Source organism: Massilia sp. Dwa41.01b, from assembly GCF_014171775.1.
GTDB lineage: Bacteria > Pseudomonadota > Gammaproteobacteria > Burkholderiales > Burkholderiaceae_D > Telluria.
In genome coordinates this window covers 1,955,464-1,976,355 of the sequence record NZ_CP050454.1, presented here as the reverse complement: position 1 = coordinate 1,976,355, position 20,892 = coordinate 1,955,464, and the positions used below count along the sequence as shown (strand labels likewise).

The 20,892-nt window shown below is 67.9% G+C and carries 24 protein-coding genes and 4 pseudogenes; 14 read left to right on the top strand and 14 right to left on the bottom strand.

Annotation, left to right across the window (positions count from 1 at the left end; translation table 11 throughout):
* The first annotated feature begins 40 nt into the window (after positions 1–40).
* Positions 41–700, top strand: coding sequence for a head GIN domain-containing protein (locus tag G4G28_RS09005; RefSeq protein WP_183108262.1), 660 nt, complete (start codon positions 41–43; stop codon positions 698–700).
* 145 nt (positions 701–845) lie between these two features.
* On the opposite strand, the gene G4G28_RS09000 is transcribed toward G4G28_RS09005, so the two are convergent.
* The 3 genes from G4G28_RS09000 to purU are packed head-to-tail and all read right to left on the bottom strand — an operon-like array spanning position 846 to position 2,791.
* Complete coding sequence (locus G4G28_RS09000; RefSeq protein ID WP_182988005.1) at positions 846–1,313, bottom strand: copper chaperone PCu(A)C; 468 nt, start codon at positions 1,311–1,313, stop codon at positions 846–848.
* Between the two features lie 47 nt (positions 1,314–1,360).
* The gene (locus G4G28_RS08995) at positions 1,361–1,903 is read right to left on the bottom strand and encodes a YaeQ family protein (RefSeq protein WP_182988004.1); all 543 of its coding nucleotides are present in this window, start codon (positions 1,901–1,903) and stop codon (positions 1,361–1,363) included.
* 21 nt (positions 1,904–1,924) lie between these two features.
* Positions 1,925–2,791: a formyltetrahydrofolate deformylase gene (purU, locus tag G4G28_RS08990; protein ID WP_182988003.1), complete on the bottom strand. Its 867-nt coding sequence runs from the start codon at positions 2,789–2,791 to the stop codon at positions 1,925–1,927.
* A gap of 155 nt (positions 2,792–2,946) precedes the next feature.
* Between purU and G4G28_RS08985 the strand changes: the two genes are divergently transcribed.
* From G4G28_RS08985 to G4G28_RS08970, 4 genes and pseudogenes are all read left to right on the top strand, one after another.
* Positions 2,947–3,972 (top strand): NADP-dependent oxidoreductase, encoded by a 1,026-nt coding sequence (locus G4G28_RS08985; protein ID WP_182988002.1) that lies wholly within the window; start codon positions 2,947–2,949, stop codon positions 3,970–3,972.
* A 174-nt stretch (positions 3,973–4,146) separates the two neighbouring features.
* A pseudogene (locus G4G28_RS28945) lies at positions 4,147–4,380 on the top strand (phasin family protein); the annotation flags it as partial.
* Positions 4,381–4,582: 202 nt separating this feature from the next.
* On the top strand, positions 4,583–5,092 hold the full coding sequence (locus G4G28_RS08975; RefSeq protein ID WP_229508067.1) for a hemerythrin domain-containing protein: 510 nt from the start codon (positions 4,583–4,585) through the stop codon (positions 5,090–5,092).
* Between the two features lie 112 nt (positions 5,093–5,204).
* Positions 5,205–5,600 carry a KGG domain-containing protein gene (locus G4G28_RS08970; protein WP_202033615.1) on the top strand — a complete coding sequence of 132 codons (396 nt, stop codon included), beginning with the start codon at positions 5,205–5,207 and terminating at the stop codon, positions 5,598–5,600.
* 253 nt (positions 5,601–5,853) lie between these two features.
* On the opposite strand, the gene G4G28_RS08965 is transcribed toward G4G28_RS08970, so the two are convergent.
* Positions 5,854–6,237 carry a hypothetical protein gene (locus G4G28_RS08965; RefSeq protein WP_182988001.1) on the bottom strand — a complete coding sequence of 128 codons (384 nt, stop codon included), beginning with the start codon at positions 6,235–6,237 and terminating at the stop codon, positions 5,854–5,856.
* Between the two features lie 278 nt (positions 6,238–6,515).
* On the opposite strand from G4G28_RS08965, the gene G4G28_RS08960 reads away from it, so the two are divergent.
* The 5 genes from G4G28_RS08960 to G4G28_RS08940 all read left to right on the top strand — a co-directional run bounded on the left by G4G28_RS08960 (position 6,516) and on the right by G4G28_RS08940 (position 11,777).
* Complete coding sequence (locus G4G28_RS08960) at positions 6,516–7,031, top strand: YgjP-like metallopeptidase domain-containing protein (RefSeq protein WP_183108261.1); 516 nt, start codon at positions 6,516–6,518, stop codon at positions 7,029–7,031.
* 225 nt (positions 7,032–7,256) lie between these two features.
* Entirely contained in the window at positions 7,257–7,478 is a 222-nt protein-coding gene (locus G4G28_RS08955; protein WP_183108260.1) for a hypothetical protein, read from the top strand.
* A gap of 1 nt (position 7,479) precedes the next feature.
* Positions 7,480–8,520, top strand: coding sequence for a hypothetical protein (locus G4G28_RS08950; RefSeq protein WP_182987999.1), 1,041 nt, complete (start codon positions 7,480–7,482; stop codon positions 8,518–8,520).
* Positions 8,521–8,527: 7 nt separating this feature from the next.
* Complete coding sequence (locus G4G28_RS08945; RefSeq protein WP_182987998.1) at positions 8,528–8,959, top strand: phosphate ABC transporter substrate-binding protein; 432 nt, start codon at positions 8,528–8,530, stop codon at positions 8,957–8,959.
* Positions 8,960–8,969: 10 nt separating this feature from the next.
* A complete protein-coding gene (locus G4G28_RS08940) occupies positions 8,970–11,777 on the top strand; it encodes an EAL domain-containing protein (RefSeq protein ID WP_183108259.1) in 2,808 nt (935 codons plus the stop codon).
* Positions 11,778–11,877: 100 nt separating this feature from the next.
* Here G4G28_RS08940 and G4G28_RS08935 read toward each other — a convergent pair whose 3' ends face one another.
* The 9 genes and pseudogenes from G4G28_RS08935 to G4G28_RS08900 all read right to left on the bottom strand — a co-directional run bounded on the left by G4G28_RS08935 (position 11,878) and on the right by G4G28_RS08900 (position 18,315).
* A complete protein-coding gene (locus G4G28_RS08935) occupies positions 11,878–12,306 on the bottom strand; it encodes a hypothetical protein (RefSeq protein ID WP_183108258.1) in 429 nt (142 codons plus the stop codon).
* 124 nt (positions 12,307–12,430) lie between these two features.
* Entirely contained in the window at positions 12,431–12,982 is a 552-nt protein-coding gene (locus G4G28_RS08930; RefSeq protein WP_182987997.1) for a TIGR00730 family Rossman fold protein, read from the bottom strand.
* A gap of 33 nt (positions 12,983–13,015) precedes the next feature.
* Positions 13,016–13,708 (bottom strand): TetR/AcrR family transcriptional regulator, encoded by a 693-nt coding sequence (locus tag G4G28_RS08925; RefSeq protein WP_182987996.1) that lies wholly within the window; start codon positions 13,706–13,708, stop codon positions 13,016–13,018.
* A 209-nt stretch (positions 13,709–13,917) separates the two neighbouring features.
* Positions 13,918–14,337 (bottom strand): phasin family protein, encoded by a 420-nt coding sequence (locus G4G28_RS08920; RefSeq protein WP_183108257.1) that lies wholly within the window; start codon positions 14,335–14,337, stop codon positions 13,918–13,920.
* Positions 14,338–14,410: 73 nt separating this feature from the next.
* Positions 14,411–15,106: a response regulator gene (locus G4G28_RS08915; RefSeq protein WP_229424928.1), complete on the bottom strand. Its 696-nt coding sequence runs from the start codon at positions 15,104–15,106 to the stop codon at positions 14,411–14,413.
* Between the two features lie 44 nt (positions 15,107–15,150).
* On the bottom strand, positions 15,151–15,693 hold the full coding sequence (locus tag G4G28_RS25625) for an alpha/beta fold hydrolase (protein ID WP_229425598.1): 543 nt from the start codon (positions 15,691–15,693) through the stop codon (positions 15,151–15,153).
* Positions 15,603–16,082: a hypothetical protein gene (locus tag G4G28_RS25620; protein WP_229424927.1), complete on the bottom strand. Its 480-nt coding sequence runs from the start codon at positions 16,080–16,082 to the stop codon at positions 15,603–15,605. The genes G4G28_RS25625 and G4G28_RS25620 overlap by 91 nt, the downstream gene beginning before the upstream one ends.
* A gap of 1 nt (position 16,083) precedes the next feature.
* Positions 16,084–17,735 (bottom strand): annotated as a pseudogene (locus tag G4G28_RS08905) (GMC family oxidoreductase N-terminal domain-containing protein).
* Between the two features lie 58 nt (positions 17,736–17,793).
* Positions 17,794–18,315 carry a hypothetical protein gene (locus G4G28_RS08900; protein ID WP_183108256.1) on the bottom strand — a complete coding sequence of 174 codons (522 nt, stop codon included), beginning with the start codon at positions 18,313–18,315 and terminating at the stop codon, positions 17,794–17,796.
* A gap of 255 nt (positions 18,316–18,570) precedes the next feature.
* Between G4G28_RS08900 and G4G28_RS08895 the strand changes: the two genes are divergently transcribed.
* From G4G28_RS08895 to G4G28_RS28110, 4 genes and pseudogenes are all read left to right on the top strand, one after another.
* Positions 18,571–19,032 carry a hypothetical protein gene (locus G4G28_RS08895; protein ID WP_183108255.1) on the top strand — a complete coding sequence of 154 codons (462 nt, stop codon included), beginning with the start codon at positions 18,571–18,573 and terminating at the stop codon, positions 19,030–19,032.
* A gap of 151 nt (positions 19,033–19,183) precedes the next feature.
* Positions 19,184–19,273: pseudogene (locus G4G28_RS28120) on the top strand (DUF2145 domain-containing protein); the annotation flags it as partial.
* A gap of 65 nt (positions 19,274–19,338) precedes the next feature.
* A complete protein-coding gene (locus G4G28_RS28115; RefSeq protein ID WP_308602031.1) occupies positions 19,339–19,698 on the top strand; it encodes a DUF2145 domain-containing protein in 360 nt (119 codons plus the stop codon).
* Positions 19,695–19,967, top strand: coding sequence for a hypothetical protein (locus tag G4G28_RS28110; RefSeq protein ID WP_308602029.1), 273 nt, complete (start codon positions 19,695–19,697; stop codon positions 19,965–19,967). Before G4G28_RS28115 ends, G4G28_RS28110 begins: the two co-directional genes overlap by 4 nt.
* Before the next feature lie 15 nt (positions 19,968–19,982).
* On the opposite strand, the pseudogene G4G28_RS08885 reads toward G4G28_RS28110, so the two are convergent.
* Positions 19,983–20,743, bottom strand: a pseudogene (locus G4G28_RS08885) (RNA methyltransferase).
* Between the last annotated feature and the right edge of the window lie 149 nt (positions 20,744–20,892).

Below are 20,892 nucleotides of genomic sequence, written 5' to 3'. Positions count from 1 at the left end.
ACCGCCATGGCGCGCGCCCCGGTCCTGGGGCGGCGAGCAGGTGCAAGGCAGCGGCAAGATCGTCAAGCAGACCCGCCAGGTGGGCAGCTTCAACGGCCTGTCGCTGGCGGTGCCGGGCAGCGTCGAACTGCGTATCGGCGACACCGAAGGCGTAACGGTGGAAGCCGACGACAACCTGCTGCCCCTGCTCGAGACCGTTGTCGAGGGTAATACCCTGAAGATCCGCCCGGCGCGCCGCAACCTCAACCTGCAGTCGACATCGATCCGCGTCGTGGTGCAGGCGCGGGCGATCGAGCGCCTGGCACTGGGCGGCTCGGGCAACATCGAGTCGGACGCCCTGCGCGGGCGCGCGCTGGAAGTCGACATCGGCGGTTCCGGCTCGATCAAGCTGAAAGGCGTGGAAAGCGAGTCGCTGGCGGTGTCGCTCGGCGGCAGCGGCGACTTGAAGGCCGGCCGCGGCACGGTCGGCGCGCTGACGGTGTCGATCGGCGGCTCGGGCGACGTCGACCTTGGACGCGTCGCCGCGAACCGCGCCAGCGTCACCGTGGCCGGCTCCGGCGAAGCCACCGTCTGGCCGCGCAACGAGTTGTCCGTCACGATCGCCGGCTCGGGCGACGTGAATTACTACGGCGACCCGCGCGTCAGCAAGTCGACCGTGGGGTCGGGGGATGTGAAGCGAATCGGGGCGGCGCCGCTGTAACGCCGTCGGTTCACGTACCGCGTGGGCACGCGGCGCCCACCCTGCAACGTGATCATCGTAGGGTGGGCGCCCCGTGCCCACGCAGTCATCGTACAGTAGCCAACGTTATCGACGCCCCCGGCCCCGATAACCCCACGCGGTCCGATTAGTGTCCCGCGTGCCCCTGCCCCACCTGCGGCGCGACATAGGTCAGCGGCCGCACCTGCGCCTCCACCGTCACGCTGCTGCGCTTCTTCGCGGCATCCTCCACCACCAGGGTCACGGGCACGGTTTCGCCTTCCTTCAGCTGGCGCTTCAGGTCGAAGAACATCAGGTGGTAGCCGCCGGAGGCCAGGTTCACTTGCTTACCGGGCGGCAGCGCGATGGCGTCGACCTGGCGCATGCGCATCGTGTTGTTCTCCATCGCCATCTCGTGGATCTCGGCGCGTCCGGCCGCGGGCGTGCTCACGCCCACCAGGCGGGCCGGCGCTGTCGACTGGACCCGCATGAAGGCGCCCGCGCTCTTTTGCTGCGGCACGGTGGCGCGCACCCAGGGGTCGAGGACGCTCACTTGGGCCAGTGCGCCGCTCGATGCCAGGGCGCAGGCGAGGAAAGCAATCACGGAACGGGTCATGGGGTACTCTCGAGGATGAAAGACGATCGATTATAGTGCCGGCCGGCTCAGGCGGCGGCCTTGAAGACTTCGCGCTCGACCAGTACGGTGTCGACGCTGTCGGTCAGCCACAGCTGGCCGTCCTGGATCGTGCACTGCAGCTGCATGGCACGCTTGGCCAGCTTTTCCAGTCCCGCACTCGCCTCGGCCGGAATGTTGATCACGGTGAGGTTGCGTGCGCGTTCGACCTTGTTGGCGATGCCTTTCCACCAGATGTGGCTGGTGGCGCTGTAGCTGTACACGACCACGTGCTCGGCGCGCCCGCAGGCCTTCAGCAGGCGCTTCTCGTCGGGCTGGCCGATCTCGATCCAGGTATCGATGGCGCCGGTCAGGTCCTTCTGCCACAGGTCGGGCTCGTCGGTGTCGAACAGGCCCTTGGTAAAGCCCAGCGCTTCATTCGCGTGCAGGGCAAAGGCCAGCACGCGGATCATCACGCGCTCGTCGGTCTCGGACGGATGGCGGGCGATCGTCAGCCCGTGCTCGGCGTAGTAGTTGCGGTCCATGTCCGCGATCTGCAGGTCTGCCTTGTAGATGGTTGCTTTAAGAGCCATTGATGCTTGAATACCCAGTGATTAAAAAACGACCGTGCGGTCGCCATTTTGCAAAATGCGGTGTTCCACGAACCACTTGACCGCGCGCGCCAGCACCACGCATTCGACGTCGCGCCCGATGGCGGTCAATTCATCGACCGTCATCGCGTGATCGACCCGTTCGACGTCCTGCTCGATGATCGGGCCTTCGTCAAGGTCGCCCGTGACGAAGTGGGCCGTCGCGCCGATCAGCTTGACGCCGCGGCGGTGCGCCTGGGCATACGGGCGCGCGCCCTTGAAGCTCGGCAGGAAGGAGTGGTGGATATTGATCGCCCGCCCCTTCAAGGCCTCGCACAGTCCCGGCGACAGGATCTGCATGTAGCGCGCCAGCACCACCAGGTCGATGCGGTGCATGTCGAGCAGCTCGATGATGCGCGCTTCCTGCGCCAGCTTGGCTTCTTCCGGCGCGCCGGCCGCCAGCGGCAAGTGGTGAAACGGGATATTGTAACTTGCCGCGAGCTGGTAGAAGTCCATGTGGTTCGACACGATGGCGGGAATCTCCACCGGCAGCAGGCCGCTCTTGTAGCGGAACAGCAGGTCGTTGAGGCAGTGGCCGATCTTCGAGACCATGATCAGCACGCGCGGCCTGGCATGCGCATCGTGCAGCTCGCCGCGCATGGCGTTCGCCTCGCAGAAGGCCGCAAAGGCCCCGCGCAGGTCGCCATCGGCCACGCCCGCGTCTTCGAGCGCGAAGTGCACGCGCATGAAGAAAAGCTGCGATTCCGGGTCGCCGAACTGGGCCGAATCGATGATGTTGCAGCCGTGCTCGGCCAGGAAACCGGCCACGCGCAGCACGATGCCGCGCTGGTCATGGCAGGACAGGGTCAGGATGTATTCCGGATGCGTCATGGTGGCGGGGATGGTAGTCGAAGGAGCTCGGGCATTGTCGCATGCCTTGTAAAAACAGCCATGCAAAAACAGCCACAAAAAATCGGGCACCAAAAACGCACGACCGTATTTTTTCGGTATAGTCACCGTTTCCACCATCCCTGAAGGAGACACCCATGACGCAAGCCGCCAACGACCAATTCCTGCTTGCCGCCCGCCCGGTCGGCATGCCCAAGGACAGCGACTGGAGCCGCGCCGCACCGGCCCTGGCCGATCTGCAGCCCGGCGAAGTGCGCGTCAAGCTGCTCTACCTGTCGCTCGACCCGGCCATGCGCGGCTGGATGAACGAAGGCAAATCCTATGTGCGCCCGGTCGCCATCGGCGAGGTGATGCGCGCCGGCGGCGTCGGCGTCGTCGTCGAATCGAGCTCGCCGCGCTTCGCCGTCGGCGACCACGTGATGGGCGTGATGGGCGTGCAGCGCTTCTGGACCGGTCCTGCCGACGACAAGGCCACCGCCCCGGTGAAGGTCGATCCGGCGCTGGCGCCCCTGCCGACCTGGCTCAATGCCCTCGGCATGCCGGGCATGACGGCCTACTTTGGCCTGATCGAGGTCGGCCAGCCCAAGGCCGGCGACACGGTGGTGGTGTCGGGCGCGGCCGGCGCGGTCGGCATGACCGTCGGCCAGGTGGCAAAGCACCTGGGCTGCCGCGTGGTCGGCATCGCCGGTGGCGCGGACAAATGCCGCTTCGTGGTGGAGGAACTCGGTTTCGATGCCTGCATCGACTACAAGGCCGGCGACGTGCACGGCGGCCTGAAGCAGCATTGCCCGCAGGGCGTGGACGTCTACTTCGACAATGTCGGCGGCGACATCCTCGACACCGTGCTCACCCGCATCAACATGAAAGCCCGCATCGTGATCTGCGGCGCCATCTCCCAGTACAACGCGACGAGTGCCGTGAAGGGCCCGGCCAACTACCTGTCGCTGCTGGTGAACCGCGCACGCATGGAAGGCATGCTGGTGACCGACTACGCTGCCCGCTATCCGGAAGGCGTGGCCGCCATCGCGCGCTGGATGCAGGAAGGCAGCTTCAAGAGCCGCGAACACATCGTCGAAGGCTTCGAGACGTTCCCGCAAACCCTGCTGATGCTGTTCAGGGGCGAGAACCTCGGCAAGCTGGTCCTGAAAGTTGCCGACGCCTGAGGCCGGTATGCCATGCCGCCACGCGGCATGGCCTGATGTGACGCCCGCTTGACCGAAACGCAGGCGCGCGCAATCTCCTTGAACTCCATCGCACGAACGGCGTCTATACCGACGCTCGTTCGTCCATGGCCGGTCCCTGCGGACGAGCTCCCCTCGTTCACGTCAAGGACATCCATGCAAGCCTTCCCCACTCCTCCCGCCCTGCACGCGCAGCTCGACGCGCAAGTGCAGTTCCTCACCCAGCTCACGCGCCATGCGGTCGAGACGCTCGGCCAGCTCGGCGCCCTGAACCTGCGCACCACGCGCCAGCTGCTTGATGACGCCATCCACCTGGGCCGCCAGCTCGGCGCCTGCAGCGACCCGTTCCAGATGACGGGCGTGTCGGTGCGTGAAGCGCAGCCGGCGCTGGAGCACTGGCGCCACTGGCAGACCGAGCTGATGAACCTGCTTGCCTCGGGCGGCGCGGCCCTGCGCGCGAAGCCAGCGACGGCGGCTGGCAGGCAGCCCGCGCCACGGCCGGCACCGCCACGAATCCCACCTAGCTTTCAACCTACCAAGGAGGTCCCATGGCAACCCCGGCACACCCCGCCCGGACGGGCCGGCCGACGCGCTGACGCTGCTGCGCGCCGACCACGAGCGCATCCGCCAGCTGTTCGGCGCCTTCGCGCGCCTGCGCGGCATGGACGACGAAGACGAACGCAAGGCCGGCCTGATCGACGAGCTCTGCGCCGAGCTGATCACGCACGGCCTGCTCGAGGAAGAGATTTTCTACCCGGCGCTGCGTGCGGCGAGCGGCGACGACGAGATGGTCGACGAAGCCGACATCGAGCATGCGGGCGTACGCGAACTGGTCGCCCAGCTCGAGGTCATGTATCCCGGCGACGAACACTTCGAGGCCACCGTCGCCGTACTGGCCGAGGAAGTCGAACACCACGTCGCCAGGGAGGAAGGCGAGATGTTCGAGGCCGCGCGCGCGGCAGGGCTGGACCTGGACCGGCTCGGCCACAAGCTCGCCGAGCGGCGCCGCCAGCTCGAGGAAGACATCGACCCGGCCGGCGGCGTGATCGACGCGATGGCGCCGCGCGAGGGCATGCGCATCGCGCGGCGCGCCCCCGATTGAGGACGAGTCGGCAAAACAGGCGGAACTATCGAACAGGTGGTGTCTCTAACCGCACGAGCGCATCAATGCGGTGCTCATTTCCCTTCACCTGCAGGGCAACCAGGAGAGCGACATGGCGACAAGCAAGGAGAACGGCAAGAGCGCTGGCAGTTCCGGCGGCAGCGCGCAAAAAAGTGGTGGCGGCAGCGGCAGCGGCCCCGCCAAACGGGGCTTTGCGGCGATGGACCAGAACCAGCAGCGTGAAATTGCCAGCAAGGGCGGGCAGGCAGCCCACCAGAAAGGCACGGCGCACGAATTCGATTCCGAGGAAGCGCGCCGCGCCGGCCAGAAAGGCGGGGAAGCCGTGAGCCGCAACCGTGCCCACATGGCCGACATCGGCCGCAAGGGTGGCGAGAGCCGGCAGTCGGCCAGCCGTACGGCAAGCGCGGCAGGTGGTTCGGCCGGGTCGGCTGGCTCGAGCAACGGCGGCAGCAAAGGGGGCAACCGCCAGTCGGCCAAGGAGGAGTAAAGGGCTGGCTGCACAGCCCGCCCCTGGCGCGTCTCGCATCCCGCATGGGGGCGCGCCATTTCGGGCCCGGCCGATGCCCGGCGGCGAGTAGCGACCGTCTTGCATCCGTCCCTTACAGTGCATGCGAGACGCGTGGCCTTCATCGGCACGACACATGGGACGGCGCACCACGACCAGCGCGGCAGGTGCCAATCCGGACGGCAGCCGGTGCGCCACCCGCACTGCCCAGCCGAACCGCAGTCGCCCGGTTAGCTTACCGAAGCGGCGGAACGGCATACGGCGCATAGCCCTCCTCCGTCCAGCGCACCCAGAATTCCTCTGCCGCGTCAGCTGCGGCGGCAATGTGCACATCGCTTTCGTGGCACAGGGTGAAGGTGCAGTCTCCGGCCGAGACGATCACGTCCGACCTGCCGACCATCACCGTTCCGGCCTGCTGCGCGGCCAGCAACCAGTCGACGAGGTCCCGTGTCGGCACCAGCATGTCCTGCCACATGTCGTCGATGTCGAGACAGCTGTCCCACCCGAACATGGCGGTCGTCGTGACGATGCCCCGACGGGCAAGCACCTCGCCATAGAACGCCAGCTCCTCGAGAAGCAGCGCAGGCGCCAAGGGCTGGGTTCGGTATTCGATCGTCAAGCGGCTTCTCGCTGCAGAAAAAGACAGGGCAATATGAACGCCCTTCCCGGCCGGGGCGGCAGACGTTCGACCGCCCAGTGTAAGGGCTTTGTTGCGAAGCGAGCAAGGAAAAGGCGCCGCCCCGTTGCCGGTATCCGTCCCCGGCTCGGGCTGCCATGCCTTGCGCCAGGCAAGGCTGCCGGCCTTGCGGAAGCGCCAACAGCAGCAGGCAGGGCCGGCGCCATGGCGGCAAGCGGGCCGTCGCGCAAGCGCTGCGGCTGTGATACATTGCCGCGCCTATGCAAGCGCTTCCCTACCTCACCGCCTATCCAGAACCCCTGCGCCAGCAGGCGGCCGGCCTACTCGCCGAAGGCCGCCTCGGCGCGCTCCTGCGCGGCCGTTATCCGCGCGCCCACGGCCTGCGCACCGACCGGGCCCTGTATGACTACGTACAGGAACTGAAGGACGACTACCTGCGCAATGCGGAACCAGTCGCCAAGGTCGCCTACGACACCAAGATCCATGTGGTGCAGCACGCGCTGGGCCTGCATACGGCGATTTCGCGTGTCCAGGGCGGCAAGCTCAAGGCCAAGCACGAGATCCGCATCGCCAGCGTCTTCCGCGACGCTCCGCTCCCCTTCCTGCGCATGATCGCCGTCCACGAGCTGGCGCACCTGAAGGAAAAGCAGCACGACAAGGCCTTCTACAAGCTGTGCTGCTGGATGGAGCCGGACTACCACCAGTTCGAACTCGACCTGCGCCTCTATCTCACGCACCTGGACCACGGCGGCGAACGCCTGTGGAGCGCCACTTAGCAGTCAGCAATTGTCGTTGCCTCACAACAACAGTTTGGTATCGAATTGACGGGTTTGACAGGTAAATTTATCGACTTTCACCCATCCGTTCGCTAAAGTCGGAGGGCTGGACACTGAACGCTGCCGGCCGCCTGGCTGGCAGCGGCCGCCTGTTGCCAGGCTGTCCCCGCCCGGCCCCGGGGAAACAACCCCGCGCAGCCGCGAATTCTTGATGAAAGCATGACCATGTACCCGCTTCAAACGACTGGCGGCGCCCTTCCCGGCGCCGCATGCGCCAGCCTGCTGGCGCTGCTGCTGACCGGCGCTGCCCATGCGGCCGACACCACCGCCTCCCCGTCCCGGAAACTGTCCGGCTTCGGCACGATCGGTGCCGTCCATTCGACCGAGAAGAACGCCGACTTCGTTGCCTCGGACCCTGAAGGGTCACGGCGCCGGCGGCACCCGTAGCGTGAGCCCGCACGTCGACAGCAAGCTGGGCGGCCAGCTCGACCTGACGCTCGACCCGCGCTGGTCCGCGGTGGTGCAGGTCGTCACCGACCAGCGCATGGATGCGTCCTACAAGCCACGCCTGGAATGGGCCAACATCAAATACCAGGCGACGCCGGAACTGGCCGTGCGCCTGGGCCGCATCGCACTGCCGATGTTCATCGCCGCCGAATACCGCAAGGTCGGCTACGCTTATCCATGGGTGCGCACCCCGGTCGAAGTCTATGCCGGCCTGCCGTTCACCAACAGCGACGGCGTCGATATCACCTGGCACTGGAACGGCGAATCGGTGCGCAGCAACACCCAGGCCTTCTGGGGCCATACCGACATGCCGCTGTACGACGGCGGGCGCCTGCGCGCCACCGGCATCAGCGGCCTGTCGCACACGATCGAAAGCGGCGCGTTCACCGCGCGCGCGTCGATCCTGAATGCGCGCCTGACGATGACGCTGTTCCCGGAACTGTTCGACGCGGTCCGCACCTTCGGCCCCCAGGGCGCCGAGATCGCGGAGAGCCTGGAAGCGCAGCACAAGCGTGCCACGGCAGCAAGCGTGGGCCTGAGCTACGACCCGGGCAAGTGGTTCCTGATGAGCGAAGCCGGCTACACCAAGGTGGATGCCTTCCCTGGCCGCATGAAGTCGATGTACGTCAGCGGCGGTGTCCGCCATGGCGACTTCACCCCTTACCTGGGCTTTTCGCGCGTCTGGGGCAAGCGTCCGGCGGGCCCGACCATGCTGGACCTGACCGGCCTGCCGCCGGCCTACGCCGCCTACGGTGCGCTCGGCAACAGCTACCTCGACACCATGCTCAACGCGATTGCCTCGCAGAGCTCGATAACCACCGGCCTGCGCTGGGATTTCGCATCGAACGTCGCGCTCAAGCTGCAGTACGACCGTGTCACGCCCCGCAGCGGCAGCCGCGGCACCATGAACAACCTGCAGCCGGAGTTCCGTTCCGGACAGACGGCGCAGGTCACCAGCCTGGCGCTGGACTTCGTGTTCTGAGGGCGCCATGGCTAACTACATTTCACGCCTGCTCGCCGCCGGCGCGCTGCTCCTGCTTCCTGTACTTGCCCATGCCGGCGAACTGGTCGTCGTCGTTTCCGCACGCAGCCCGATCGCCGCATTGCGCCCGGACCAGGTATCGGCCATTTTCCTCGGCCAGGCCGCACGCTTCCCCGACGGCACCGTCGCCACCGCGCTCGACCAGCCGATCGGTTCGCCCGAACGCGACCACTTCTACCAGAACGTGGCCGGCAAGACCCCTGCCCTGCTCAAGGCTTACTGGTCGAAGATGGTGTTCACCGGCCGTGGCCAGCCGCCGCGCGAACTGCGCGACAGCCTCGCCGTGCGCCGCGCCGTCGCCGACGATCCCGCGCTGATCGGCTATATCGATCGCGAAGCGCTCGATTCGAGCGTGCGCCCGGTACTGCTGGTGCATTGAGAGCGCGCGCATGAAGCGATCCACCATCCCGGCGCGCCGCACGGCGCGCCGTACCCAGTTGTCCCGCTGGCTCGGCCGCGGCCTGGAGACGCACATCTCGCTGCCGCTGTTCGCCCTGCTGCTGGTGCTGGCGATGTGGGTGCTGACGCTGCGCTTCATCGAGTCCGAACGCGCTGGCGCCATCAACGCGGCGCAGACGGCCACCCGCGAACGCCTCGACACCTATGAAGCCCAGATGGCGCGCAGCCTGAACGGCATCGACCAGACCCTCAAGGTGCTCAAGTACGCCGTCGAACTCAAGGGCGCGCAAGGCGCCTTGCCGGCGCTGCGCGAGCAGGGCCTGCTGCCGCCGGGACTGGTGTTCGTGGTGGCGGTGTCGGACCGCGGCGGCCGCGTCGTCGCCAGCAATCCCGAATCCGCGCCGCTCGACGTCTCGAGCGCCCCCTATTTCCTCTACCACCGCGATAACGACGACGGCGAAGTGTTCGTCGGCGCGACCGTGGGCGACGCCGCCAAGCGCGAGCCGCACCTGCACTTTTCGCGCCGCATCAACGACGCCGACGGCAAGTTCGACGGCATCGCCATCGTCGAGGCCGATCCGGCCTACTTCACCAGCGCCTACGAGCCTTCGCGCGACGGCGAGCAGGGCCTGCTCGGCCTGGCCGGCACCGATGGCCTGATGCGCGCGATGCGCATCGGCGAGAACGTCACCTGGGGCCAGCGCATCGAACTGGGCAACGCCGCCGGCGGCACCATCACCCTGCACTCCGGCGCACCGGACGGCGTGGCGCGCTACACCACGGTGCAGCGCCTCCACGGCTTCCCGCTGGCGATCGTCATTGGCCTCGGCCGCGACGAGCAGATGGCGTCCTTCGAGAAAGCGCGCCGTGCCTGGATGATGGCCGCCACCGCCGCCACCGCCCTGCTCGGCCTGGTGGTCGGCGTGGTGTCGGTATGGTCGTGGCAGCTGGCACGCGTCCGCCGCCGTGCCCGCCGCGCCCGCGAAACCTATGCCGCCGCATCCGAAGGCAGCCTCGACGCCTTTTGCGTGCTGCGCGCCCTGCGCGGTCCCGGTGGCGTGATCCACGACTTCGAAGTCGAGGACACCAACAGCCGCGCCGAGGAGATGTTCGGCGTGAGCCGCGACGAACTGCGCGGCATGCGCCTGTGCGACCTGCTCCCGTATTACCGCAGCAACGGCATCTTCGACGATATGGTGTCGGTGGCCCTCGACGGCGAGCCGCGCGAAGGCGAATGGCTGGCCGAACACCGCCATGCGCACGGACGCTGGCTGCACCGCCAGGTCGTCGCCGTCGAGGACGGCGTGGTGGCGATCGTGCGCGACATCACCGAGCGCAAGCTGGTGGAGGAACGCATCTTCCACATGGCCCACCACGACGAACTGACGGGACTGCCGAACCGTAACCTGATGCACGACCGCATCGACCAGGCGATCCGCACCGCCGAGCGCCAGGGTACCGGCGTGGCGATCGCCTTCGTCGACCTCGACGGCTTCAAGCTCGTCAACGACGGCCTGGGGCACAAGGCGGGCGACGAACTGCTGAAGGTGGTCAGCAAGCGCATGGGCGCCTGCCTGCGCCGCAACGACACGCTGGCGCGCTTCGGCGGCGACGAATTCGTGATCCTGCTGCCCGACCAGGGCATCGATCCGATGGTGCTGGCGCCGCTGCTGGAGAAGATCCGCGTGGCCGTCACCGAACCGATCCAGGTGTCGGGGCAGTCGGTGCAGGTCAGCTGCAGCATGGGCGTGGTGATGTACCCGCGCGACGGCTTCGACGCCAGCGCGCTCCTGATGAACGCCGACGCCGCGATGTACCGCGCCAAGGACCTGGGCAGCAACAACTTCCAGTTCTACGCACGCGAAATGAACGCCAGCGTGGAAGAGAAGCTGGTGATGCTCGACGGCTTGCGCAACGCGGTCGCGGGCACGCTCGACAGCCGGCTTGGGCGCAGCGAATTCCGCCTGCTGTACCAGCCGAAGGTGGACCTCAAGAGCGGCCGCATCTTCGGCGTCGAGGCCCTGATTCGCTGGCAGCACCCGGAACACGGCATGGTGCCGCCGCAGCGCTTCATCGGCCTGGCCGAGGAAAGCGGCCTGATCGTCGAGATCGGCGACTGGGTGGTGCGCGAAGCCTGCCGCCAGGCCCAGGAATGGATCGATGCCGGCCTGCCGCCGCTCACCGTCTCGGTGAACGTCTCGCCGCGCCAGTTCGAGGAAGCGCGCCTGGTCGAACGGGTCGCCGCGGCGCTCGACGACAGCCGCCTGGCGCCCGCCCTGCTGGAACTGGAAGTGACGGAAAGCCTGATCATGCGCGACATGCCCAAGTCGGTCGAACGCATGCGCGAACTGAAGGCGATGGGCGTGTCGCTGTCGATCGACGACTTCGGCACCGGTTACTCGAGCCTGTCGTCGCTGAAGACCTTCCCGATCAGCCGCCTGAAGATCGACAAGAGTTTTGTCAGCGAACTGGCCGACAATGCGGACGACCAGGCCATTGCGATGGCGGTGATCTCGCTCGGCCACAAGCTGAACCTGCGCGTGATCGCCGAAGGCGTCGAGACCGAGCAGCAGTGCGCCTTCCTGCGCGAGAACGAGTGCGATGAGATGCAGGGCTACCTGTTCAGCCGCCCGGTGCCGGCCGGCGAAATCGCCGACATGCTCGAAGCGCACGTGTCCATGCCGGTCGGCTGCCCCTGCATCCCGGCGCCCGCCGGCGCCAGCGTCGAGGCGGCAGCGCTCATCGACGCTGCCGGCACCGCGCCGGCAGCGACCAGGGCCGCGACCGAGGCCATGTAAGACCGCCGGGGAAGCGCGCGATCGTGCCCTTCCCCGGCTTCATCCGCCTTGCGCGCAGGCGAGCGCCTCGTGGCCATCGAAGCGCCAGCTTCCCCGGTTTTCACGAAACGGTATTCTTCTTTCCACGCATGCTTGCGCAGCAGATCTGGAAGACCGCCGTGAACGACAGCGCATCGCCGCCGCACACCCGCCAGTTGCCGACATGGGTTACCGAATAGCGGTTGTAGGCGTTGTCCGCCGGCGCGCGCCGCAGCACCGCGCGGCCGTGCGCGGTCATGAGGCCGCTCTCGATGGCCGGCGGCAGCTTCACGAAGGCCATCCCCACCAGAAAACGCGCGATCGGCGTGATGGCGTCCTTCACCACGAGGCGTTCATGCTCGCTCCCGATCGAGCTGGGGTCGACATGGGATCTGGTGCGCCGATAAGCTTCTTCCTGCAGGAAGCCGAAGGCGCCCCGCCGCTCCGCCGGGACGGCGCAGCCGGAGAGCAGCAGGTGAAAGCCGAGGCAGGCAAGGAGAAGGGGCTTCATCGTGGTCGCATGGCTGGTTGCACACGCGCGTCATGATGCCCTTGCCTGGCACGGCGCTGACAAGAAAACGGCGCCGTGCCGGAACACGGACTGCCCGGCACCGCGTGGCGATACCGCGGCCCGGCTAGCCGGCGACGGACGGCGCGCGCAGCTTGTGCACGAGGGCCTCGGCATCGGCATCGATGTGCAGCAGCGCCGCGTGCGCCGGGCGCACGAATTCTTCCTGCACCTGGTGCGCGACAAAAGCCATCAGGCCGTCGTAGAAGCCGTCCACGTTGAAGAGGCCAATCGGCTTGGCATGGATGCCCAGCTGGGCCCAGGTGATCATCTCGAACAGCTCTTCCAGCGTTCCCATCCCGCCCGGCATGGCGATGAAGCCTTCCGACAGCTCGGCCATCATGGCCTTGCGCTCGTGCATGTCCTTCACCACGAACAGGCGCGTCAGCCCGGCATGGCCGACTTCGCGCTCGACCAGCGCGCGGGGAATCACCCCGGTCGCCTCCCCGCCCAGGCGCAGTACTTCGTCGGCGATCACGCCCATCAGCCCGACCTTGCCGCCGCCGTAGACGAGAGCGATGTTATGGTCGACCAGCGCGCGCGCCAATTGGCGGGCCGCGTCGGCATACAGGGGCCTGGCGCCGTTCGAGGCGCCGCAGTAGACAGCGATTGATTTCATGGACTTTCCAAAGATGTGAGAACCCGGCGGATCCTATGCGGCGCCCGGATCCCGACCCTCGTCAGGCAGCTTTTTCAAGTACTCTTCAGAGAGCTTTTCAAACAGCAGGCTGGTATCGCCGCGCAGGTAGGGCCCGAGCATCGACAGCACCTGGTAGCAGCCGCGCGCGAGCGCGTCGGCAATGGCCTGCTGCTCGCTGTACTTGCGCGGATTGCGCACGTATTCGTAGGACAGCCAGTAGGTCGCCACGACCACCATGTTGGTGGCCATTGCCCCGATCTGCTGGTCGCTCGCCTGCAGCGAACCCTCGCTGCGCAGGTCTTCGCAGAGCTGGCGCGCGACCTTGATCTTGTGCGCCAGGATGGCCTTGAAGTGCAGTTCGAGCTTGCGGTTGCGCGAGAGCAGGTCGTTGAGGTCGCGGTAGAAGAAGCGGTAGCGCCAGATCAGCTCGAACATCAGGTGCAGGTAGAGCCAGACGTCTTCCATGTTCGAGCGCCGGCCGGCCGGCACCGTGAGGATGCGCCCGATCTCGGCTTCGAACTGCACGAAGATCGAATTGACGATGTCGTCCTTGTTGCGGAAGTGGTAGTACAGGTTGCCGGGCGAGATGTTCATCTCCTCGGCAATGACGGTCGTCGTGATGTTCGGCTCGCCGAACTCGTTGAACAGCCTGAGCGAGAGCTCGAGGATGCGTTCACGGGTGCGGCGCGGGGCTTTCTGTAGCATGGAAGGCGGCATTGTTGGCGTCATCCGCAAGCATATCACTGAACCCGGTGCCGACGACAGCCGTGGACCGGCGCGGCGTCATGCCCGGGTCTTCGACCCGGCGGCGCGTGCCGCGGCGACCTTCTTCGCTGCCGGCCTTGCCGCGGACTTTGCTGCTGGCTTCGCGGCTGCCTTTGTCGCGGCCTTTGCGGCTGTTTTCGCAGCTGGCTTCACGGCCGGCACCTGTCGCCGTTCGGCCGCCAGCTCGGCCAGCGTCCGTTCGAGCGCATCGACCCGCTGCGCCAGCGCTTCGACTTCGCCCCGCGCCGGCACGCCGATGGCCGCGCGCGTGGCCACCCGTTCCTCGAACACCTGCCAGTTCCGTTCCTCGGCTCCAGCTGCGAGGCTGAGGTGCGCCGGCTTGCGCGTTCGGCCTTGCGCGCGACCGTGTCGGTGGCATCCTCGACCTGGCGAGCGCGCTTCTGCAGCTCGCTGCCGTCGCGTACCAGGCGCGTGAATTCGCGGCCGCCTTCGGCCTGCGCCTTGGCGAACGCGCCCAGGCCGGCCTGCCAGATCTGCTGGGCCGAGCTGCGCACCGCGCGCGCCAGCGCTTCTTCTTCCTGCTCGAGTTCCTTGATGTTCTTGCTCATTCTGCCCCCATGCTGCGCGCCTGACCTCATGCGCTCGAACGCCATTGTAGGCGCGCCCGATAGAACGCGCATTCTAAACGGGGCCGCGCCCGCGCTGCAGGCGAAAGGCCTCGTGCAGCGCATCGAGCAAGGCCGCGCCCTGCCAGGGTTTCTGGTGGAAGCGTTCGGCGTCGCCGCAAGCGAGAGCCCGCGCAATCGCCTCGTCCGCGCTCTGGCCGGACAGCAGCATGCGAAAGACGCTTGGGCGGCGCCTGCGCACCTCGGCCAGCAGCGCGGCGCCGCGCATGCCGGGCATCCAGTGGTCGCTCAGCACGACCGCCACCGCCTCGCGCTCGAGCAGCGCCAGCGCCTCCTCGCCTGATGCCGCACGGAGCACGCGCCAGCCCTGCCCCTCCACCTGGTCGGCCAGCACGCCGAGCATGAAGGGGTCGTCGTCGACCAGCAGCAGCGCCGGCGGCGGCAGGAAGGCCTCGACCTCGTCGACGAGGCTGTCGGCCTCGATCGGCAAGCCGATGTAGCCGTTGTAGCCGGCCGCCAGCAGCCGGTCGCGCAGCGCCTCGTCGCCGGGCGCGCTCATGGCCAGCAGCACGGTCCCTGCCTTGTGCCCTGCCAGTGCGAAGGCATGCGGGTGGCGCGCGCCGCACAGCACCAGGTCGCAGCTTGACGCCTCCCCTTCGGCGCCGATCATGACGTGGCCGCGTGCGCGCAGCAGCGCGGCTGCCGTCGCGGCGGTCGCGAAGTCGTCGTCGATGATGAGTATGCGTGCCACGGGGCCTCCGGATTGCGTCCGGCCCGAATCTAGCACATCGTGGATCAGGCCGCGAACGCGAGCGCGCCGAGTTCCGCCATGACAGCGTCGAGCACGCGCGCATTGCAGCCGAGCGCCACGTGGCCGATGCCGCCGAACGCCAGGTTGCGCGCGCCCGGCAGCAGGCTCGAGGTCTGCGGCGCGATGATGTTGTCGTGGTGGCTGAAGATGGAGGTGACGAGCGCGCGCCGTGCGCCGTCCTCGCTGGCGGCCAGCGCGCGCAGCCAGGCGCTCGGCCCGCCGCCGCGCCAGCGCATCTGGACGGCATTGGCGCCGAGTCCGAAATTGGCCATGCCGGTGCCGTGGTGCGGGGTGCCGAGGGTGATCACGCGCGCTACCCGCTCGCTGCCGTGGCGGCGCATCCAGGCGCGCACCACCAGCCCGCCCATGCTGTGCGCCACCAGCGCCACCTGCTGCGAACCCGTGGCGGCGCGCAGTTCCTCCACCGCCTGCTCGATCAGGGGCACGTAGCTGTCGATCGGGGCGGCAACGGGCTCCAGGTCGACCGTCGCATGGCTGATGCGCGCGCGTTCCAGGCGCGGGCGCAGGTAGGCCCAGTAGCCGCCGTTGCAGCCATAGCCGTGCACGAGCAGCACCGGTGCTCCTTTCGCGTCCGGATAAACGTGCCGGCAGGCAGCCGCGCGCGGCATGTGCCGGACGTGTGCAGCATGCTCGATCGGAATTCCTCCCACAGCAGGCGCAGGCGCGCGGTGCCGCGCAGGCGGTATTCCGGCGGCGTCGGGCTGGCGTACAGGCTGCTGACCACGAAGTTGTTCATGTTGATGGCCAGGCGCACCAGCGCCACGCAAGCTGCGCCCAGCGCCAGCGCGCGCAGGAAGCCGGCGCCGCCCCAGGCCATGGCGGCGCACGCGATCGCCAGCGCCGCCGCCGCTTGCACCAGCAGCACGGTGCGCAGGATGCGGCGCGCGCTCTTCACGTCAAGCCGCCACCGTCGGCGCCGGTTTGCCGGTGAGGCTAGCCGCCAGCCCGCTCGCCAGGCGTGCCGTGATGCCGTAGATCGACAGCTGCGGATTGGCGCCGATCGAGGTCGGGAACAGCGAGCCGTCGTGCACCGACAGGTTGGCAAGGCCCCGGTAGCGGCCGTCGGGGGCCACCACGCCGCGGCGCTCGTCGCCGGCCATGGTGCAGCCGCCCATCACGTGGGCCGAGGCCACGCGCGTCATGTGCAGCTGCTGCGGCAGCGCGGCGATCTCGCGTTTCGCCTCGTTCCACGAGGTGTAGCGGCGCGCCGTCTCGTGCGCCGGCTGCACCGCGCTGGCGCCGGCCGCGAACTGGATCTCGGCCATGGTCAGCAGCGCGCGGCGCGCGCCGTCCCAGAGAAAAAGTCGTTGAGCGGATAGTCGAGCACCGCCGCGCCGTCCTTCAGACCGACGCTGCCGCCGGGCGACGCTTCATGAAAACCGTCGCGCAGCAGCGCCAGCATGCCTTGCAGGTGCGGGAACTGGCGCATCAATTCCGCGTGGCCCCGGCCGAAACCGTTGAGCGTGGTCGACAGCAGCACCGGATGCAGCGGCGGCGCCTCGAGCTTGTAGCCGATCGGGCCGTCGATGGCCCCCGTGTGCAGGAAGTGGTCGGAATACACCGTCTGCGGCGCGCCGGCCCAGGCTTCCACGCGCTCGGGGAAGATCGCGGCCGAGATCAGGGTCGGGTGCAGGAAGGTGCGCTTCCCTAACAGCTTGTTCGGGTCCGGCGCGTTCGAACGCAGCAGCAGTGCCGGCGAATTGATGGCGCCCCCGGCCACGACGAAGTGCTTCGCGCGCAGGCGCAGGCTGCGGCCGCTGGGCGCGACGCCGTCGGCCTGGAGGGCGGTGCAGACGAGTTCCTCGACACGGTCGCCGCGCAGCGCGAAGCGTTCGGCGCGGGCGCGCGTGACGAGCGTGGCGCCGTGGTCGAGCGCGGCGGGGATGGTCGTCACCAGCATCGACTGCTTGGCGTTGGTCGGGCAGCCCATGCCGCAATAGCCGAGGTTCCAGCAGCCGTTGACGTTGCGGCGGATGAAGCCGGAGGCGATGCCCAGCTTGTCGGCGCCGCGCTTGAGCAGGTCGTTGTTGGCGTTCGGCGCGCCCTGCCAGTCGCCGATGTGCAGGCGCGCTTCCATGCGCGCGAACCAGGGCGCCAGGCTCTCGCTGTCGTAACCGGCGAGACCAAAATGGCTGCGCCAGAAGTCGAGGGTCGGCGCGGGCGTGCGAAAGCTCGAGGTCCAGTTGACGGTGGTGGAACCGCCGACGGTGCGGCCCTGCAGGATCTTGATGCCCTTGTCCAGGGTCTGGCGCGCGGCCGACTCCTGGTACAGGCCGGGATAGGCATCGGCCTCGCGCATCTTGAAGTCTTTCGAGGAGCGCAGCGCGCCTTCCTCGACGATGATGACCGAGAGGCCGCTCGTTGCCAGGATCTCGGCCGTCACGCCGCCGCCGGCACCGCTGCCGACGATGACGACGTCGGCCTCGAGGGTACGGTCGGCATCGAGCGCGGCGGCATCGACGACTTTCCAGCCGCGCGCGAGGCCCGCGCGGATCGGGTCGGGGACGATGCTTTCAGCCGGTGTCAGGGGAATGTTCTTGTCGCTCATGGTGTGGTTCTCGAAGCGATGCGTGGGATGGGGGCTTGCATCGTTGGCGCTGCCGTACTCACGACAACTCCTTCATCGGCCCGGGATAGCCGATCGCTTCCCAATGGGCCGGCTGCGCATACCAGGCGCCGAGCGCGAGGTCGTGCAGCGCGCCGTAGGCCGTACGCAGCAGCGCGAAGCGGTGCATGCGCCAGTCCCGGAGAAAAGCCGTGACCTCGGCTTCGCCGGCATTCGCCCACCCGCCCGAGACACCTGTCAGAAGCCGCCGCGCCGGTGCCAGCGCGAGCAGGCCGAACAGGTCCTGCACTTCCTTTTGCACGCCCAGGGGGCAGGTTCGAAATGGCGGTATGCACGCCCTGGACCGTCGTGTCGATCGCGGCCTTGCGCTCGGCTGGCGCGGCTGGCAAGGCGCCGGCCAGCAAGGCCGGCACGATCGCCCCAGCGCGCTGCGCGCCTCGCCGTCGAGCACGAAGCGGCCTGGCGCCGGCGGATTGGCCATGCGGTAGATGCCGCCACCGGCGGCCAGCGCGAGCGCACCGAGTACGCCCGCCTTGAGAAAGGATCTGCGCTTTGTCTCCATCTGGTTATCCCTGTTGTTTTTCCCAGTGTACGACAAAGGACGCCCGTTGCCGCCGCCAGGAATAGAGGATGTCGTCGAAAATGCGGCCCCAGGTGCTGGCGTGCAAACATCGTCTGCCGGTGGGGCTTCCAGGGCACAGGATGTTTGCATCGGGCCACAAGGGCCGCGATTCGCCGCGCACCGTTGCGCCTGCCCTTCTCAGGCTGGCGCCGGGCTTGTACCATAGCGCCATTTGCTCGACTACGAAAGCCTCCCATGACCATCTCTTCCCTGTTCCGCGCCGTGTGCCTCGCCCTGGCCGCCGCCGCTTGCGCCCTTCCCGCCCAGGCCGGCAGCTCGGCTGCCTCGTCCGCCTCCAGCGCCGGCGCCGCCTCGTCGGGCAGCATCTCGGACTCGATCGGCGCCTCCAGCGACAGCTCGGGCGACGACAAGAAAGTGGCCGCCGGCGAGTACCGCGTGATCGACATCGCCCAGGCCCCGGGCAAGCGCGAGACCACGCGCCTGACCTTGCGCGCAGCAAACGGTGCACGCGCATTCACGCTCGACGTGCCGGACCGTGCCCTGGCCCAGCGCGCCGTGCGCAAGGACGAGCTCATCCGGGTGAACGAACGCGACTACGGCTACGAGTTCGCCCATGCCGACACCCGCCAGTCCTTCTTCCTGGCCCTGCAGGATGGCTGGTACCGCGACCTCGCTTCGCACAAAGTCGCCATCTGATGGGTGAACGGCCGGGCATGCGCCGGCGCTTGGGGACAAGCCTGCGCGGCTTGCTCGCGGCCTGCGCGTTCTTCGCCGGCGGCAGCGCCTGGGCCGGCATTCCCACCTTTGCGCGCGCTCGGCCGAGATCACCGCAGCCGACCAGGACCGCGTGCTGCGCTTTGCCGGCGTCGTCAGGCGCGAGCTGGAACGTTCTGGCGGGCAGGCGGCGCTGGTGTCGCGCGCGGGGCTCGACCTGTCCCGCTTCGGCCTGCTGTACTCGCACGCCGCCATCGCACTGAAGGACAACCCGGCCAGCCCCGGGCCGTGCGCCAGCTGTATTACGCCTGCGACGAATCGCGCCCGCGCCTGTTCGACCAGGGCATCGCCGGCTTCGCGCTCGGGGCGGAAGCGCCGGCGCGCGGCCACATGTCGCTGGTCTTCCTGCCCGGTGCGGAGGGCGCGAGCGTGGCCGCGGCGGCACTCGACAAGCCGCTGGCGCTGTCGCTGCTGGCCGGCCAGTACAGCGCGAACGCCCATGCCTTCAGCACGCGCTACCAGAACTGCAACCAGTGGGTGGCCGAGCTCCTCGCCAGCGCCTGGGGTGGCCTGGCGGGCGGGCTTGATGCGCGCGCAGCCGCGCCCAGGAATGGCTGCGCGAACGCCGCTACCAGGCCGGTCCCGTGAAGGTTCCTTCGCATGCGATGATGTTCGCCGGCCAGTTCGTGCCGCTGGTGCATGTGAACGACCATCCGATCGACGACATCCATGCGCTTGCCCTGCAGGTGAGCGTGCCGGCGTCGATCGAAGCCTTCGTGCGCCAGCAGGCCCCGAACGCCCAGCGCGTCGAGCTATGCCACGACAAGGAACGCATCGTGGTGCACCGGGGGTGGGAGCCGCTAGGGGCCGAGTGCAAGCCGGGGCCGGGCGACGAAGTGATTGCCTTCGGGTCCTGAGCCTCAGCCCAAGACTTAACGCTTGAGGATTTGCCTGGCAATCCCGCGCAGGATATTGACTTCTTCCGTTTCCAGCTGGGTACGCGAAAACAGGCGCTTCAGGCGCGGCATGAGCTTTTTCGGATTGTCCGCGTTGAGAAAGCCGATCGATACCAGGGCTTCTTCCAGGTGGGCGTACATGCCCTCGATTTGCGTCACACTGGCGGCGTCGCCCTGGAAGCCGATGGGGGTTTCCGGCAAGCTGTCGCCGATGGCCGCCATGCGGCATTCGTAGGCCAGCACCTGGGCCGCCTGCGACAAATTCAGCGAGGAATACGCCGGGTTCGCCGGAATATTGATCAGGACATTGCACTTCTCGACGATCTCATTTGGCAGGCCGACGCGCTCGTTACCGAGGATGAGGGCCGGACGCAGTTCGCCCTGGGCCGCCGCGTGGCCGGCGAACTGGCGCGGGGTCCAGACCGGCGGCGAGAATTCGCGCAGGCGCGCCGAGACGGCGGCGGCGAAATTGCTGCCCTCCGGGCTTCGGCGATGCTGCCGACGATGCGTGCGCCCTCCAGCACGTCAATCGCCCCGCTGGCAAAGGCGATCGCTTCCGGGTCGCGCAACGGGTCGGCGCAGCGCGGTGCCACCAGCACCAGCTCGGAAAAACCCATTGTATTCATGGCACGCGCGACCGAGCCGACGTTGCCGGCGCGGCTGGTTTCGACGAGCACGAATCTGAGCCGATTCGGCAGGCGGGTAAAAAGAGACGTGTCGGAATCGGGCTGGTTCATTTAAAATAGCGCCATCGCGCGGCGACGAACGTTGACATTCTGGCAGAGAAGGCCGGGATTTTAACGGGTTCGGCGCCGCTTTGCTCTTTAATTCACTCTCGTCTCCGACTGTCCGCGGCGCGCTCTTCGCCCGTGGGCGTCAGCGTTTT

Excerpts from the sequence above, each read along its gene's own strand:
- G4G28_RS09000 (WP_182988005.1), bottom strand. The coding sequence starts at position 1,313 with ATGACCCGTTCCGTGATTGCTTTCCTCGCCTGCGCCCTGGCATCGAGC.
- G4G28_RS08995 (WP_182988004.1), bottom strand. The coding sequence starts at position 1,903 with ATGGCTCTTAAAGCAACCATCTACAAGGCAGACCTGCAGATCGCGGAC.
- purU (WP_182988003.1), bottom strand. The coding sequence starts at position 2,791 with ATGACGCATCCGGAATACATCCTGACCCTGTCCTGCCATGACCAGCGC.
- G4G28_RS08985 (WP_182988002.1), top strand. The coding sequence starts at position 2,947 with ATGACGCAAGCCGCCAACGACCAATTCCTGCTTGCCGCCCGCCCGGTC.
- G4G28_RS08970 (WP_202033615.1), top strand. The coding sequence starts at position 5,205 with ATGGCGACAAGCAAGGAGAACGGCAAGAGCGCTGGCAGTTCCGGCGGC.
- G4G28_RS08960 (WP_183108261.1), top strand. The coding sequence starts at position 6,516 with ATGCAAGCGCTTCCCTACCTCACCGCCTATCCAGAACCCCTGCGCCAG.
- G4G28_RS08955 (WP_183108260.1), top strand. The coding sequence starts at position 7,257 with ATGTACCCGCTTCAAACGACTGGCGGCGCCCTTCCCGGCGCCGCATGC.
- G4G28_RS08945 (WP_182987998.1), top strand. The coding sequence starts at position 8,528 with ATGGCTAACTACATTTCACGCCTGCTCGCCGCCGGCGCGCTGCTCCTG.
- G4G28_RS08940 (WP_183108259.1), top strand. The coding sequence starts at position 8,970 with ATGAAGCGATCCACCATCCCGGCGCGCCGCACGGCGCGCCGTACCCAG.
- G4G28_RS08935 (WP_183108258.1), bottom strand. The coding sequence starts at position 12,306 with ATGAAGCCCCTTCTCCTTGCCTGCCTCGGCTTTCACCTGCTGCTCTCC.
- G4G28_RS08930 (WP_182987997.1), bottom strand. The coding sequence starts at position 12,982 with ATGAAATCAATCGCTGTCTACTGCGGCGCCTCGAACGGCGCCAGGCCC.
- G4G28_RS08925 (WP_182987996.1), bottom strand. The coding sequence starts at position 13,708 with ATGCTACAGAAAGCCCCGCGCCGCACCCGTGAACGCATCCTCGAGCTC.
- G4G28_RS08920 (WP_183108257.1), bottom strand. The coding sequence starts at position 14,337 with ATGAGCAAGAACATCAAGGAACTCGAGCAGGAAGAAGAAGCGCTGGCG.
- G4G28_RS08900 (WP_183108256.1), bottom strand. The coding sequence starts at position 18,315 with ATGGAGACAAAGCGCAGATCCTTTCTCAAGGCGGGCGTACTCGGTGCG.
- G4G28_RS08895 (WP_183108255.1), top strand. The coding sequence starts at position 18,571 with ATGACCATCTCTTCCCTGTTCCGCGCCGTGTGCCTCGCCCTGGCCGCC.